The organism is Haloechinothrix salitolerans, from assembly GCF_042662605.1.
Taxonomy (GTDB): Bacteria; Actinomycetota; Actinomycetes; order Mycobacteriales; family Pseudonocardiaceae; genus Haloechinothrix_A; species Haloechinothrix_A salitolerans.
Genome location: NZ_JBHSXX010000001.1, coordinates 3428619 through 3442260, shown reverse-complemented (window position 1 = coordinate 3442260; position 13642 = coordinate 3428619). Strand labels below are relative to the sequence as shown.

Genomic DNA, 13642 nt, shown 5'->3' with positions numbered 1-13642 from the left:
AGGTGATGAGTGAACCCGCGGGACCTGACGGTGCGCACCCGACGCGCTGAGGCGAGCGGACGTCCGCCGCTGCGCTCGTGGCTGGGACATGACCTGCTCGCAGGGGTCAGCGTGGCGATGATCGGCATTCCGCAGTCGCTCGCCTACGCCGACCTCGCCGGGATGCCGCCCATCGTCGGCCTCTACGCCGGGGCGCTGCCACCGATCATCGCGGCGCTGTTCGCGTCGTCGCCGTATCTGCAGACCGGCCCGGTCGCGATCACGTCACTGCTGACGTTCGGCGCGCTCAGCACCATGGCCACGCCGGGCAGTCCGGAGTATGTCGGCCTCGGGCTCGCGCTCGCCCTCGTCGTCGGCCTGACCAGGGTGGCGCTGGGGCTGTTGCGCGGAGGCTGGGTGGCGTACCTGATGTCGCAGCCGATGCTACTCGGATTCGTGCCAGCGGCGGCGATCCTGATCGCCAGTTCGCAGCTCCCGAAAGCCCTCGGCACGGTCCCGCCCGACTACGACAACGCGATCCTGCAGGCGGTGTGGTCACTGGCGCATCCCGACCGCTGGACGCTCGCGGCGCTGCTGATGACAGCGGTGACGGCGGTGCTGATCCTCGGCGGCCGCAGGCTGCACGCACTGTTCCCTGGCGTGCTGGTGGCCGCGCTCGTCGGCATCACCGTGTCCGACGCGGGCTTCTACTCTGGCGACGTCGTCGGCCCGGTCCCATCCGGGTTCCTGCCGTTCACTGTGGACGACATTCCCTGGACGTCGCTGTCGAAGTTGCCGACGCTGCTGCTGTCCGGCGTGATCATCGCGCTGATCGGGTTCTCCGAGGCCGCGTCCATCTCGCGCCGGTTCGCCTCGGAAGACCGCACCCGCTGGAGCGCGAACCGCGAGTTCATCAGCCAGGGCGTGGCCAACATCGCGGCGGCGGCGACGGGCGGGATGCCGTGCGGTGGGTCGTTCTCCCGCAGCTCGGTGAACCGGCTCTCCGGCGCCCGCACCCGTCTCGCGGGCGCGGTGACGGGCCTGACCGTGCTGGCGTTCCTGCCGTTCGCGTTCGTGCTGGCGCCGTTGCCGCTTGCCGTGCTCGGCGCGATCGTGATCGTGTCGGTGATCAGCCTGATGCGCATCCGCCCGCTGTGGCGGCTGTGGCGGCTCTCCCTGCCGCAGGCGTTGATCGCCTGGACGACGTTCGCCGCGACGCTGCTGCTCGCGCCCCGGCTCGACCTGGCGGTGGTGACCGGGGTAGCGCTGTCGGTCGGGGTGTTCCTCTGGCGGTCGCTGCAACTGGAAATCGACGTCACAGAGCACGACGGCGTGCTCACCTTCACCCCACGCGGCGTGCTGTGGTTCAGCACCGCGCAGAAGCTGGACGCCGCCCTGCTCGACGCGCTCGCCGACCACCCGGACGCCACCCGCCTGGTGATCGAGCTGAACCGTCTCGGCCGCATCGACACCACCGGCGCGCTCGTCCTGCGATCGGTGCTGGACCAGGCGCGGGTCGCCGGGCTGGAGGCCGAGGTGCACGACATCCCCCCACAGTCCGAACGCCTGACGCACCGGGTGCTCGGGCCGGACACGGACCCGTTGGAGTGACAGGTGGCGGAGCCAGCCCGAACCATTCCCCTGGCGGTGTAAACCGGCCCCGGGTGCGGGTAGGCCTGAACCGTGGCGGATGAGGTAGTCGTGCTCGGGCAGGTGGCGCGCGACCTCGTGCTGCGGATCGCCGATGTCCCCGGACCCCACGGCAGTGCGACGGTGCGCGCACGCCGCGAAATGCTGGGCGGGAAAGGCGCCAATCAGGCGGTCACGCTCGCCCAGCTCGGTGTACCGACGTCGTTGGTCGGCGTCGTCGGCAACGACTCCGTCGGCGCGCGGCTGCTTGAGCAGGCCCGCACCGACCGCATCGACGTCAGCCACGTCGTCTCCCGCGAGGGCGCGCAGACCGCGCTGATCACCGACATCGTGGACGACTCGCATCGCTGGCGGTACCTCGAGCACATCCCCACAGACGTCCTGCTGACCGAGGGCGACGTGTTCGCCGCGTCGACATTGATCAAGCGCGCCGGGTGGGTGCTCTGTCAGTTGCAGCAGCCGCTCGAGGCGATCCTGCTCGCCACACGGCTGGCGCGCGACGCGGGCGCACGAGTCATCCTGGACGGTGCCCCGAGCGGCTCCGAGGCCGACATCGCCGACGTGCTGTCTCGCGCCCACGTCATCCGCGCGAACGAGGACGAGGCCACCCTGCTCACCGGGCAGCCAGTCAGCGACGTCACCACCGCAGCCTACGCGGCGTCCCGGCTGCTGGAGTACGGCCCGACCCTGGTGGTGCTCGCGGTCAGCGGCGCGGGAAACCTATTCGTCAGCCGCACCGGAAGGCAGCTGTTCCCACTGCTCGATGTCGACGTTGTCGACACCACCGGTGCGGGCGACGCGCTGATCGGCACCTTCACCGCGGCGCTCGCCCACGGCGAGGGCACCCGGCGAGCAGCAGCGTTCGCCGTCGCGGCGGCGGCCAACAGCGCGAGCAGGCTTGGTGGACGTCCGGTGCTGCGTTGGCGCGACCTCGCCGCCGATGCCGACACCCTCGCGCCTTGACGCTGTGCCCGATCGGTTTGTCCGATCGCCGCCAAGGCAATCCTCTCGACGAACGCCACGACCGGGAGTGATGTCGAATGACGCGCGCACCAGCCCTGTTGGCCGGATCACTGGCGGCGCTGCTCACGGCCGTAGCCGCCTGCGCTGAGGGCCCGATCACCGGCGAGCAACCCCAACCGGTTGGCAGCAATACCGACAAGGGCCCCATCCAACTCCGCAACGTCTACCTCGCCCAACCGTCCGGGGGCGAGTACGAGCCCGGCCAGGACACGCTCGGCTTCCTCACCGTGACCACCACGGCCGAACGGCGCGACCGACTGGTTTCGGTCAGCTCCCCCAGCGCGGAGCGGATCGAGCTGCGGTGGGATCGCGACTGCGACGGCAGCCCAGAGCGGGTCGACGCCCTGCCGCTGCTGCCGGAGAGCACGGTGCCGGAGGCCAAGCGCGGTGGCGCGACCGGGCACGCCCCGTACTTTCTGCACGTCATCGGCGTGACCGAGTCCGTCCCCGCTGGCACCACCGTCCCGGTGACCTTCGAGTTCGCCCGCGCCGGGGAGGTCACCATGCCGGTGAAGGTGCACGGCAGGCACCCCCGCGACGTCCGTAGCGAGTTCGCCTGCGACGTCGACCCGGCGACCGTTCTGCCCGATGGCTGACCGAGCGCGAAGCATGCCGGAGACGAGAAGTGGGTATGCCGCCGGCATGGTTCGCAGCACACGAGTGATCCCGACCGCGCTGATCACGTTCCTGCTAGCACTCGCGACAGCGTGCACACCCGCACAGGAGGGCACGAGGCCGCCGCAGGACACGAACCGCGCTGGCCCCACCGCCGCGCCAGGCGAGCTGGTCACCGACCAGGGCTACGCCGCGCTGGTCGATCAGGTCGCGCCGAGCGTGGTGACGGTCAGGGCGGGCCAAGGCATCGGCAGCGGCGTGGTGTTCAAGTCCGACGTCGTCATCACCAACGCGCACGTCGTCAAGAACAGCGAGACCGTGACCCTGGTGTTCGCCGACGGCACCGAGGCGAACGGTGACGTGGTCGCCACGGACAGCATCACCGACCTCGCCGTCGTCCGTAGTGAACGTGGCCAGCTACCGGTGCCCGACTACCGGGAGCAACTACCCAGGACCGGTGATCGCGCCATAGCCATCGGCAGTCCGCTCGGTTTCGAGAACTCCGTGACGGCGGGCATCATCTCAGGTTTGAACCGGGAGATCCCCGGTTCGGCCTCACGCACCCAGGCGTTGGTGGACCTCATCCAGACCGACGCCCCGATTTCGCCAGGCAACTCCGGCGGCGCTCTGATCGACACTCGCGGCCGGATCATCGGAATCAACGAGGCCTACATCCCGCCCAAAGCAGGCGCCGTGTCCCTCGGGTTCGCCATCCCGGCGGCCACGGTGATCGACACGGCCGAAGAGCTGCTCAACGAGGGCACGGCGACACATCCGTACCTCGGCGTCTCGCTGGCGCGGCTGACACCGCAACTGGCCGAGAAGTTCAACGTCGGCACTGACAGCGGTGCCGTCGTGCTCGGCGTCGCCGACGACGGCCCCGCGGCGTCGGCGGGTATCCGGCCGGGCGACGTCATCGTCGGCTTCGCCGGCGCGGAGGTGACCAGCGTCGAAGACCTCCTCGGCGCGCTCCGCGACACCGAACCCGGGCAGGAGGTCAGCCTGCTGGTCGCACGGAATTCCGAGGAGCGGGAACTGACGGTGACCATCGGCGAGCGCAGGGGGTGACCCACCGAGCGCACCGCGGCGGCACGAGTCGGCCGCTAGGTACAAACCAGTCATGTCACCCGATCCGGGCGGACACGGCGGTCATAGTGGTGTTCAGCAGGCGTAGGCGCACTCCGAGGTGTGTAGTTCAGCCAACAGAACACATCCGTGCTTCCACATCGAAAGGAGAAAGCAATGAACTCGGAGCCAGCTATGGAGCAGGGGAACAAGTCCACGGCGGGGGCGGCTCGCTCGCTGGCCCAGCTCACCTCGGGCGTCGTCGGCGTCGTCCTCGTGGTGGCGGGCATCCTGGGCTTCTTTCTCGGCGACAGCAGCTTCACGGTCGGCGATAACCTGGAAAGCGGCGAACTGTTCGGCTTCGCGGTGAATGGGTGGCACAACGTCGTTCACATCGCGACCGGCGCCTTCCTGCTGGCCGTGATGGCGAACGCGAAATCGGCGGCGGCAGGGCTGCTGGTGTTCGGCGTCGTCTACGGCGTGGTGACGGTCTGGGGCTTCATCACTGGCGACGACATCCTCGGCCTCATCCCGGTCGACACGGCGGACAACATCCTGCACGCGGTGCTCGCGGTGGTGGCTATCGTCGTCGCCATCGCGTCGGGCGGCCTCACACGACGAGCGGCCTGAAGCCAGCACCGACACGACAACGACTTGGCGCTGGAGCCGCTGCCCTGGCGCCAAGTCGTGCTGCGCTGTGCGGCCAGGACCGGTCGCCAACTGGCGCTCGGCCAGCAAGCGCGCTACAGGTTGAGGTAGCGGACTGTCCGATGTGTAGCGGTGCAACGTCACGGCGGGTGCCCGCGACAACCACACAAGGCCACTGAGGAGGAGCGCCCATGACCACTGATCTCACCCGCGCCGCCCGGCCCGCGGCAGGACTGTGGGGGCTGGCGCGCGCGGCGCTCGGCGCCGTGGCCCTGGCCAAACCGGCGGACGTCGCACGGCCGTGGGTCGGCAGGGTACGGCCGCCCCATGCCGGAGCGGTGCTCGCCCGCGCGCTCGGCGGACGCGATCTCAGCCTCGGTGTTGGTATGGCCGCCGCCGCGGCCTCGGGCGGGGACATGCTGCCGTGGATCATCGCCGGTGGCGCGGCCGACGCGGTCGACACCGGAGCGACGCTCGCCTCCTGGCGGCGTCTACCGCGCAGGGGGAGGCTGCTCGTGCTGGTTCTCGCGGGTGGATCGACGGTGTTCGCGGCGGGGCTCGCCGTGGTCAGCGTACAGCCGGGTGTAGAAAGCACAGACGACACGGGGAGCGCGACCGGCCCCGACAGCACGCACTGAGAGGGCGCACTGATACCCCGCCGACGCAGGGCCGAGCACCCCACCGGCGGAAGGAGGCCGGGATGGCCGCCGAAGAGGCGCACCGGAACGCGAGGTCCTCGGTGTCGCACCGCGCGCTGCGGTGGAACGAGCGCACGTTCCTGTTCGCGCTCGGCTCCCCCGCCTTCGGCATGGCTCTGGCCTACACCCTGGTCACCACCTACGGGCCGGTTCTGATCCACGAGCTGTCCGGGCCTGCGGTGACCGGACTCATCATCGGCGGTGAGGGCCTGTTCTCGCTGTTCGTGCCGGTGCTCGCGGGCGGCGTGTCGGACCAGCTGAGCCGCCGCGTCGGCGGCAGGCTGACCATCCTGCTCAGCGGCGGCGTCGTGGCGATCGCGGCGCTGGTGGTGATGCCGCTGGCCGCGGGCACGCTGACGCTGCTGGCGGTGGCGCTCGCGGTGTTCTTCATCGGCTACTTCGCGTACTACACGCCGTACTACGCTCTCTATCCCGACCTGGTGCCGCGCGAGTTCCGGGGCAGGTCGCTCGGCTTCCAGGGCAGCATGCGCTCAGCGGGGCTGCTGCTGGGCATCTCCGGCGGCGGGTTCCTGCTGAGCTTCGCGCAGCCGCTGCCGTTCCTCGTCGGGGCCGCCGCGATCACGCTGTTCACCGCGGGGTTGTGGCTTGCGCTGCGGAGCAAGCCATGGGCTTCACCGTCCCCGCAGGCCCAGCACACCAGCATCGCGGGCGGTCTCGGAGTCCTGGCGCGGGACGGGCGGATCAGGGCATGGTTCTTCGCCAACGCCTGCTGGGAGGGCTCGGTCGCCGCGCTGCGGACCTTCGTGGTGCTGTACTTCACCATCGGACTCGGGTTCTCGCTGAACCAGTCGTCCACCGCGCTGGCGCTGGTCGGCGGGGCGGCCATCCTGGCGGCGCCGCTGTCCGGCACGCTCGCCGACCGCTACGGCCACCGCAGGACGATGCGGTTCGGGCTGTTCGCGTTCGCCATCGGGCTCCTGCCCGCCGTGCTGACGACGAACACCGCGTTCGTGGCGGCCATCGTCCCGGTGGCCTTCGCCGCCGTCATTCTGATGACGCTGCCGTACTCGCTCCTGATGGGGCTGCTGCCCCAGCTGTCCGAGCACGGCACCGGCGCGGGCGTTTTCGGCCTCAGCCGGGGGCTCGGTGTGCTGATTGGGCCGTTGCTCGCGGGACTGGCGGTGAAGTTCACCTCGTCACTGCCGGTGCTCGCCTTCGAGGAAACGAAGGGCTACTCCTCGATCTTCGTCGTGGCGGGCGTCCTGCTGGCGATCAGCATCCCGCTGCTCCGCCGCACCTAGCCGCGAGTCCCGCGCTGTGGGGTCGCGAGCCCCGAGATCCGCGACGGGTGGGTTAGCGCCTGCCGGTCACCAGGTCGGCGCCATAACCGCCTGGATGCAATCCTCCGCCGGGGCTATTCAGGTCGCTCACCGACACCGCGTGGCTGATGTCGCGCGACGTGACGATGCCGATCAGCCTCCCATCCTCGACGACGAGCGCGCGCCCGTCCTCGCAGCCCGCCATCCGAGGCAGCAGGTCCGTCAGCGACTCGTTCCGCGAGGTCATCGGGATCTCGTCGGGCGGGCAAGCGACCTCGGCTAGCGTGACCTCTTCTCGTCGATCAGCTGGGACGCGCTTGAGCCGGGTAAGCGTGACCAGCCCGCGAACGCCACCGCCTTCATCCACGATCGGATACGCCGAATGCTTGCGTGCCAGAACATCGGCACGCACGAAGTCGGCCACCGTGCGGTCACCGTCGATGGTCTCCGGGTCGCGGGTCATGACGTCACCGACGCGGACGTCGCGCAGCGAACTGCTCAGTTCGGCCTGCTGTTCCTCAGCACCGGCCACCGTCACGATGAACAAGCCGATCAGAATCCACCAGAGTCCGTCCGCGCCAGCACCGACGAACAACCACACCGCGCCAAGGGCGATCAGCGCGAAGCCGAATACCCGGCCGGCGCGGGCGCTCCATATCGCGGCTTCGTCCCGATCGCCACGCCACTTCCACAGCGCCGCGCGCAGGATGCGACCGCCGTCGAGCGGGGCGGCTGGGATCAAGTTGAACACCGCGAGGACGAGGTTGATCAAGCCAAGGTACCCGAACGTCACCGCGACGAGCAGACCGTCGTCGCCACCCGCGAACGGCAGCGAGATCAGGCCGAAGATCACCGCGAGCGCGAAGCTCATCGCGGGGCCAACCACCGCGATCCGCAGCGAGGCGCCTGGCGTGCTCGCGTCGCCGCGCAACTGAGCGATGCCGCCGAGCAGCCACAGCGTGATGCCGCCGACCTCGACGCCTTCCTTGCGTGCCATCACGGCGTGCGCCAACTCATGCGCCAACAGCGAGCCGACGAACAGCACCGCGACGGTTACCGCCGCGATGGCGTAGGCGATCCACGAGTGCCCCGGCACCACGACCGGCCAGCGCGCCAGTGCCAGCGATACCAGGATGGCCACGATGCCTAACACACTCCAGTGCAGTCCGACCCGCACACCCGCGATCCGGCCTAGCGACAACGTCGCCTTCATCGACGGCCTCCTTCTCGTCGTCCCATTCGCCCTCGGATACCCCAACATCCGTACCGGGGAAACCGGCGGACGACTACAGCGACGGTAGGCCGCCGCGGCGGCGCACACGCAGGGCACAAGTGCCCTTGCCGTGGTGACCATCGCCCGCACCCGATCCAGGCACCGCGCACTCCAAACGAGATTCGGGTTCGGCGCGACACCCGGACTTGTTGCCTTGGGCTGGTGACGCCGAAGCGCCGGGTGCATCGTGGTCGCCGCGGCGAGGTGCCCAACTCCGAAAACGCAACAAACGCCCGCGGCGGGAAAGTCCCAAAGTCCCTACCCCGACGACGTCTGGCACTTTCTGACCGACGTCGGTCGTGCCATGCTCGCCGTGTGAACCAGCAACGGGGGTCCGATCAATCTCGCCATCGCGGCCAGGAGGAAGGGCTCCGCGCGCTGGTCGAGCGTGGCGTGCTGACGGACGAACAAGCCGACGCCGTCCGTGACGAACTAAGGATCGGCGCCACCGGTGAACAGCGGCGAGGTCCGATCGCCGAGATCGTCGGCTACCTGGGCGGCGCGCTTGTCCTGACCGGAGCGGTCGTGCTGGTCGCCTCGTCGTGGAACCAACTCAGCGAGACCGCCCGCACCACGCTGCTCGGTCTGATCACGCTGGGTCTGCTGACCGCGGGTTTTGTCGCGGCGGGCCGCCACGGCCCGCGGTTCGAGCTGGCCACCACGGCACGGCTGCGCGTGGCGGGCGTGCTGCTCGCGCTCGCGTCGGTGACCACGGCGATCACCATCGGACTCGCGATGCCCGACCCCATCAGCGAGGGCGAGCTCGCGATCGCCGGTGCCGCCGGACTCGTCGTCGCCACCGCGAGCTACATCCTGCTGCCCAGCGTGGCTGGACTACTCGCCGCGGCTGGGTTGCTCGTGTTCACTGTCCTTAACACGATCGAAGCCGCCGCCGAGCTCGATGAGCTCACCGCCGGTATCGGCCTGTTCGGCTGCGGGGCACTGCTCACCGTGCTCGCGCTGGCACGGCTGCTGCGGACCAGGCTCACCGGCATCGGCGTCGGCCTAGCCCTCACGATAGCGGGTACGCAGGCGCCGCTCGGCGACGACGTGGCCGAGCCGGTGGCCTACACGGCGACGTTCCTGGTCGGCGTCGGGTGCCTCGTGCTGTACCGGTGGGTGCACATCTGGGTGGTGCTTGTGGCGGGCGTCGTCGCGGTGAGCCTAGCGGCGCCCGAAGCCGTCTGGCATCTCACCGATGGCGCCGTCGGCGGCGCGGCCGTGCTGCTCATCGCGGGTGCCGTGCTGCTGGTCGCCAGCGCGATCGGGTTCCGGCTACATCGGAACGCCGAACACACCGAGACGGAAGTCGGCACACGCGACACCGGAACGCGAGACTCGCGACCCGACAACGCGGGACTCGCGGACTGAGACATCGTGGTCGTCATGGCAACCACAACGTCTACCTGCCATCACCGCCGTGGCCAGCGTCACCAGTAGGCTTAGCGCCAAGTGCCGCGATATCAGCATCGTCTCAGGAAACGCGGTTAGTCTCGCGGCAGCTCACGTGCAGGGAGCGTTCCCGCGCCGGTGCGCCGCCGGACCGCGGACGAGTTGACCAGGGAAGGTTTCCAAAGAAGTCATGCCGAAGGAAAAGATCGTCGCGGGCGGGCGGGCCTGGCCGTCGACGAACGTGCTCCTCACCGTTGGGATTGTCGTATTCGCGATCATCGTGCTCGGCGGGGTGCTACTGCTCGGCGGCGACGACAAGCCGCGGGGCTCATCGACGGTGCCGAGCAGCGTGCTGGTGAACGAGGACAGCCACCGGATCACCGAGGGTGGCACCGAGGTCACCGTCGTGGAGTTCCTCGACTACCAGTGCCCGGCGTGCGCGGCCTACTACCGCAACATCACCGCCGACGTCGAACGAGACTACGGCGACCGCATCACGTTCGTGGTGCGCAACTTCCCGCTCGACAACCACTCGCTCGCACTCCCGGCGGCGCAGGCCGCGGAGGCCGCGGGCATGCAGGGCAAGTTCGCCGAGATGTACCACGCGCTGTATGACAACTACGAGCAGTGGGCGGTTACCGAGGACGGTGACCAACTCAGCGACGACGAGGACAGAGCCCGCGCGGCCTTCGACGCCTTCGCCAAGGAGATCGGCCTCGACGTGGACCAACTCCACACCGACATGGCGTCGGACGCGGTAGCCAAGCGGATCGAGGCGGACAAGGTCGACGGCGAGAAGGCCGGCGTGACCGGAACGCCGACGTTGTTCGTCAACGGCGAGCGGTTCACGCCATCCGGCGAGACGTTCGCGGAGGTGAAGCAACAGTTCCGCGACCGGCTCGACGCGGAGTTGGCGCGGTGAGCGACAGCAGGCCAACGCCGGTAACCGGCTGGGACGCGGCCGCCTCGGGTAGCCAGATGGCTGACGACGGACCACTCGGGCGTATCGTGCGCTGGCTGTATCTCGCCGGCGGCGGCATTGGCCTGCTGGCGTCGTTCGTCCTGATGGTCGAGAAGATCGCCTTGCTGGCAGACCCCAGCTACGTGCCGACGTGCAGCCTCAACCCGGTGCTCTCCTGCGGCTCGGTGATGGCCACGCCGCAAGCCGCCGCGTTCGGGGTGGCGAATCCGCTGCTGGGCATCACCGGATTCGCCATGCTGGTGACCGCCGGGATCGCGCTGATCGCCCGATTCCGCCCGCCCCAGTGGTTCTGGCTGGCGTTGCAGGCCGGAACGACGTTCGGTGTGCTGTTCGTGCACTGGCTGATCTGGCAGAGCCTGTACTCGATCGGCGCACTGTGCCCGTACTGCATGGTGGTCTGGGCGGTAACCATCCCGCTGTTCTGGTACACGACGCTGCACAACCTGGAGCGCGGCCACCTCACCGGCCGACCGACAGGCGCCGTACTGGTCCGCTTCCACAGCTTCGTGCTCGCTCTCTGGTTCATGGCGATCATCGCGCTCATCGCCGTCCGCTTCTGGGACTACTGGGTGACACTCGTATGAGTAAGTAGAGTGCGGTGAAGGGCTTCTTCGCAACACCAAACCGCTCTGAGAGCGCCCTTCACGCGGGCAGCCGCACCCCGTCCCGCAGTACCGCACTGAACAAGTCACCGTCGGAGGTGATGCGCTCAATGACATCGTTGGCCTCGAAACGTAATGCGGCCGGCGTGCGGCAGCCTTCCACCTCGTCCCATGTCACTGGCGTCGACACCGTTGGGATCTCCTTTCCCCGCAGCGAGTACGGCGCCACCGTCGTCTTCGACGGGTTGTTCTGACTCCAGTCGATGAGCACCTTCCCGGTGCGCGCGGACTTCGCCATGGTCGACACCACCAACGTCGGCTGTTCACGAGCGAGCCGCCGCGCCACCACCTTGGCGTAGCGAGACGTCTCATCGGGGCCGCTGGTGCGCACCGCGCAGTACAGCTGCAGCCCCTTCGAACCACTGGTCTTCGGTACCGGTGTCAGTCCGTCGGCCGTCAGCACCTCGCGCAGCGACTCCGCGACCCGGCAGCACTCCACGATCGTCGCTGGCGCGCCGGGATCGAGGTCGAACACCAACCGATCCGGCGTCGCTTGCTCACCATCGGCCGTGACAGTCCACTGTGGAACATGGAGTTCCAGTGCGGCGAGGTTCGCCGCCCACACCAGTGAGGCCAGGTCGTCAAGCACCGGGTAGTCGTTGGGTCCGTCGCCATCGTCGTCGCGATTAGCCAGCCGCGCTGTCCGCAGCCAGTCCGGCGCGTGCCGAGAGACGTCCTTCTCGTAGAACCACTGTCCCGCGACGCCGTCCGGGAACCGCCGCAACGTCGTCGGCCTGTCTGTGATGTGCGGCAGCATCACCGGCGCGACCTGCCGGTAGTAGTCGATGACGTCCCGCTTGGCGAACCCGGTCTCCGGATAGAGCACCTTGTCCAGGTTGGACAGCGTGAGCCGCCGTCCGTCGACATCCACCGCCACCCGCGTCATGCCCTCAGCGTCTCGCGTCGGCCGCGATCTCGCTAGCGATCGAGCCAGAAAGCCAACCCGAAGTAGAGTATTTGTACTCTATACCCGATATGCACTATTGAGCAGGCTCGGCGGTGACGTCCCTCGCCTCCCCGCGCGCGGGACACCGGAGGCTCGTCATGAACCGTGCCCGTCGCGCGGTCACGACGGTCGCCGCTCTGGCGCTCGGCGCGACCCTCGCCACCGCACCAGCGGCGTCCGCCGAACCCGCCACTACCGTCCGCTACCCCAAGCCCGCGACCACGACACCACTCGTCGGCCTCGCGTTCGACACTTGCACCGCGCCCGCCGCCGAGCAGATGCGCGCCTGGCGCTCCTCGCCGTATCGTGGCGTCGGCGTCTACATCGGCGGCCCGAACCGCACCTGTGACCAGCCGGAGCTGACCCAGCGCTGGGTCAATCAGGTCTCGCGCATGCCGTGGCGCATCATCCCCATCTACATGGGTCGCCAGGCGCCCTGCACCTTCCGCGGTCCCGGCTCGGTCAACATCGCTCCGAGGCGCGCCGCCGAACAGGGCACGGCATCCGCTGCCGACGCCATCAAGCAGGCCAGATCCATCGGCCTCAAGCCAGGCAGCGCCATCTACGGTGACATGGAACATTACGACCCGAACCGGCCGCGTTGCCGGGACGCGGTGCTGCGCTACCTGACCGGCTGGACCAAGGAACTGCACCGCAACGGGTACCTCTCGGGCGTCTACGCGCACCTCTACTCAGGCGCGAAGCACCTCTCCGAGGCGTACCACTCCACCAGCTACGCCCGACCGGACGCGCTCTGGATCGCCCGCTGGGACGGCGACTCCTCACTGCGCGACTGGCAGGACATCCCGAACAACCAGTGGGCGCGCGGTCAGCGCGGCAAGCAGTACCGGGGCGACCACGACGAGACCCACGGCGGCGTCACTCTCAACATCGACAGTGACCGCTTCAACGCACCCGTGGCCACCGTGTCCCGCGCCTTCCGGGTGACAAGCTCGACTCCGCTCAACGCGCGCAGCGGGCCAGCCCCGAACTACCCCGTCGTGCGCACCCACGCACCCGGATCGAAGATCTGGGTGCGCTGCCAGCTACCTGGCTCCCGGGTGGCCAGCACGAACGTCTGGGACAAACTCGGTGCGGGAACCTACGTGACCGACTACTACGTCAGCACCCGCTCACAAACCAGCTACAGCTGGCCTATCCCGAAGTGCCTGCTGCCGTACCAAGTCACCGCGAAGCGCTTCGTCAACAAACGCGCCGGGCCGGGAACCGGCTACCGGATCGTGGGCACACTGCCGGCAGGTGCCCTCGCCCGGGTGTCGTGCCAACGCATCGGGCAACGGATCGGTTCGACGCGGGTGTGGAACAAACTTGGCGACGGCAGCTGGGTCACGGACTACCTCATCGCCACGCCAGACACCGACGGGTTCAGCTGGCCGATCCCCCGCTGTTGAATCACACCGCCGACACG

Annotated in this window: 13 protein-coding genes; 11 read left to right on the top strand and 2 right to left on the bottom strand. The window is 69.0% G+C overall.

Annotated elements, in window-relative coordinates:
• Nucleotides 1-9 precede the first annotated feature (9 nt).
• The 7 genes from ACFQGD_RS16360 (at nucleotide 10) to ACFQGD_RS16330 (ending at nucleotide 6940) form a co-directional block, all read left to right on the top strand.
• Complete coding sequence (locus ACFQGD_RS16360) at nucleotides 10-1590, top strand: SulP family inorganic anion transporter (protein WP_345390737.1); 1581 nt, start codon at nucleotides 10-12, stop codon at nucleotides 1588-1590.
• A gap of 72 nt (nucleotides 1591-1662) precedes the next feature.
• Nucleotides 1663-2592: a PfkB family carbohydrate kinase gene (locus tag ACFQGD_RS16355; protein WP_345390734.1), complete on the top strand. Its 930-nt coding sequence runs from the start codon at nucleotides 1663-1665 to the stop codon at nucleotides 2590-2592.
• Between the two features lie 77 nt (nucleotides 2593-2669).
• Nucleotides 2670-3248: a copper chaperone PCu(A)C gene (locus ACFQGD_RS16350; protein WP_345390731.1), complete on the top strand. Its 579-nt coding sequence runs from the start codon at nucleotides 2670-2672 to the stop codon at nucleotides 3246-3248.
• A 46-nt stretch (nucleotides 3249-3294) separates the two neighbouring features.
• A complete protein-coding gene (locus ACFQGD_RS16345) occupies nucleotides 3295-4335 on the top strand; it encodes a S1C family serine protease (RefSeq protein WP_345390728.1) in 1041 nt (346 codons plus the stop codon).
• 174 nt (nucleotides 4336-4509) lie between these two features.
• A complete protein-coding gene (locus tag ACFQGD_RS16340) occupies nucleotides 4510-4962 on the top strand; it encodes a DUF4383 domain-containing protein (RefSeq protein ID WP_345390725.1) in 453 nt (150 codons plus the stop codon).
• A gap of 209 nt (nucleotides 4963-5171) precedes the next feature.
• Complete coding sequence (locus ACFQGD_RS16335) at nucleotides 5172-5618, top strand: hypothetical protein (protein WP_345390722.1); 447 nt, start codon at nucleotides 5172-5174, stop codon at nucleotides 5616-5618.
• Nucleotides 5516-6940, top strand: a complete 1425-nt coding sequence (locus ACFQGD_RS16330; protein ID WP_345390854.1) for an MFS transporter — start codon at nucleotides 5516-5518, stop codon at nucleotides 6938-6940. Before ACFQGD_RS16335 ends, ACFQGD_RS16330 begins: the two co-directional genes overlap by 103 nt.
• 52 nt (nucleotides 6941-6992) lie before the next feature.
• Here the strand turns inward: ACFQGD_RS16330 and ACFQGD_RS16325 are convergent, their stop codons facing one another.
• Nucleotides 6993-8171, bottom strand: a complete 1179-nt coding sequence (locus ACFQGD_RS16325) for a site-2 protease family protein (RefSeq protein WP_345390719.1) — start codon at nucleotides 8169-8171, stop codon at nucleotides 6993-6995.
• 375 nt (nucleotides 8172-8546) lie between these two features.
• On the opposite strand from ACFQGD_RS16325, the gene ACFQGD_RS16320 reads away from it, so the two are divergent.
• The 3 genes from ACFQGD_RS16320 to ACFQGD_RS16310 all read left to right on the top strand — a co-directional run bounded on the left by ACFQGD_RS16320 (nucleotide 8547) and on the right by ACFQGD_RS16310 (nucleotide 11189).
• Nucleotides 8547-9602 carry a DUF2157 domain-containing protein gene (locus tag ACFQGD_RS16320; RefSeq protein ID WP_345390716.1) on the top strand — a complete coding sequence of 352 codons (1056 nt, stop codon included), beginning with the start codon at nucleotides 8547-8549 and terminating at the stop codon, nucleotides 9600-9602.
• A 211-nt stretch (nucleotides 9603-9813) separates the two neighbouring features.
• A complete protein-coding gene (locus tag ACFQGD_RS16315; protein WP_345390713.1) occupies nucleotides 9814-10545 on the top strand; it encodes a DsbA family protein in 732 nt (243 codons plus the stop codon).
• Nucleotides 10542-11189 (top strand): vitamin K epoxide reductase family protein, encoded by a 648-nt coding sequence (locus ACFQGD_RS16310; RefSeq protein ID WP_345390710.1) that lies wholly within the window; start codon nucleotides 10542-10544, stop codon nucleotides 11187-11189. The genes ACFQGD_RS16315 and ACFQGD_RS16310 overlap by 4 nt, the downstream gene beginning before the upstream one ends.
• 58 nt (nucleotides 11190-11247) lie before the next feature.
• Here ACFQGD_RS16310 and ligD read toward each other — a convergent pair whose 3' ends face one another.
• A complete protein-coding gene (gene ligD / locus ACFQGD_RS16305; RefSeq protein WP_345390707.1) occupies nucleotides 11248-12153 on the bottom strand; it encodes a non-homologous end-joining DNA ligase in 906 nt (301 codons plus the stop codon).
• Nucleotides 12154-12311: 158 nt separating this feature from the next.
• On the opposite strand from ligD, the gene ACFQGD_RS16300 reads away from it, so the two are divergent.
• Nucleotides 12312-13625, top strand: coding sequence for a glycoside hydrolase domain-containing protein (locus ACFQGD_RS16300; protein ID WP_345390704.1), 1314 nt, complete (start codon nucleotides 12312-12314; stop codon nucleotides 13623-13625).
• Nucleotides 13626-13642: the final 17 nt, after the last annotated feature.

What these genes read in the sequence shown, in the direction of transcription:
- ACFQGD_RS16315 (WP_345390713.1), top strand. Translation starts at nt 9,814, where the DNA reads ATGCCGAAGGAAAAGATCGTCGCGGGCGGGCGGGCCTGGCCGTCGACG.
- ACFQGD_RS16300 (WP_345390704.1), top strand. Translation starts at nt 12,312, where the DNA reads ATGAACCGTGCCCGTCGCGCGGTCACGACGGTCGCCGCTCTGGCGCTC.
- ACFQGD_RS16325 (WP_345390719.1), bottom strand. Translation starts at nt 8,171, where the DNA reads ATGAAGGCGACGTTGTCGCTAGGCCGGATCGCGGGTGTGCGGGTCGGA.
- ligD (WP_345390707.1), bottom strand. Translation starts at nt 12,153, where the DNA reads ATGACGCGGGTGGCGGTGGATGTCGACGGACGGCGGCTCACGCTGTCC.
- ACFQGD_RS16340 (WP_345390725.1), top strand. Translation starts at nt 4,510, where the DNA reads ATGAACTCGGAGCCAGCTATGGAGCAGGGGAACAAGTCCACGGCGGGG.
- ACFQGD_RS16350 (WP_345390731.1), top strand. Translation starts at nt 2,670, where the DNA reads ATGACGCGCGCACCAGCCCTGTTGGCCGGATCACTGGCGGCGCTGCTC.
- ACFQGD_RS16345 (WP_345390728.1), top strand. Translation starts at nt 3,295, where the DNA reads ATGGTTCGCAGCACACGAGTGATCCCGACCGCGCTGATCACGTTCCTG.
- ACFQGD_RS16335 (WP_345390722.1), top strand. Translation starts at nt 5,172, where the DNA reads ATGACCACTGATCTCACCCGCGCCGCCCGGCCCGCGGCAGGACTGTGG.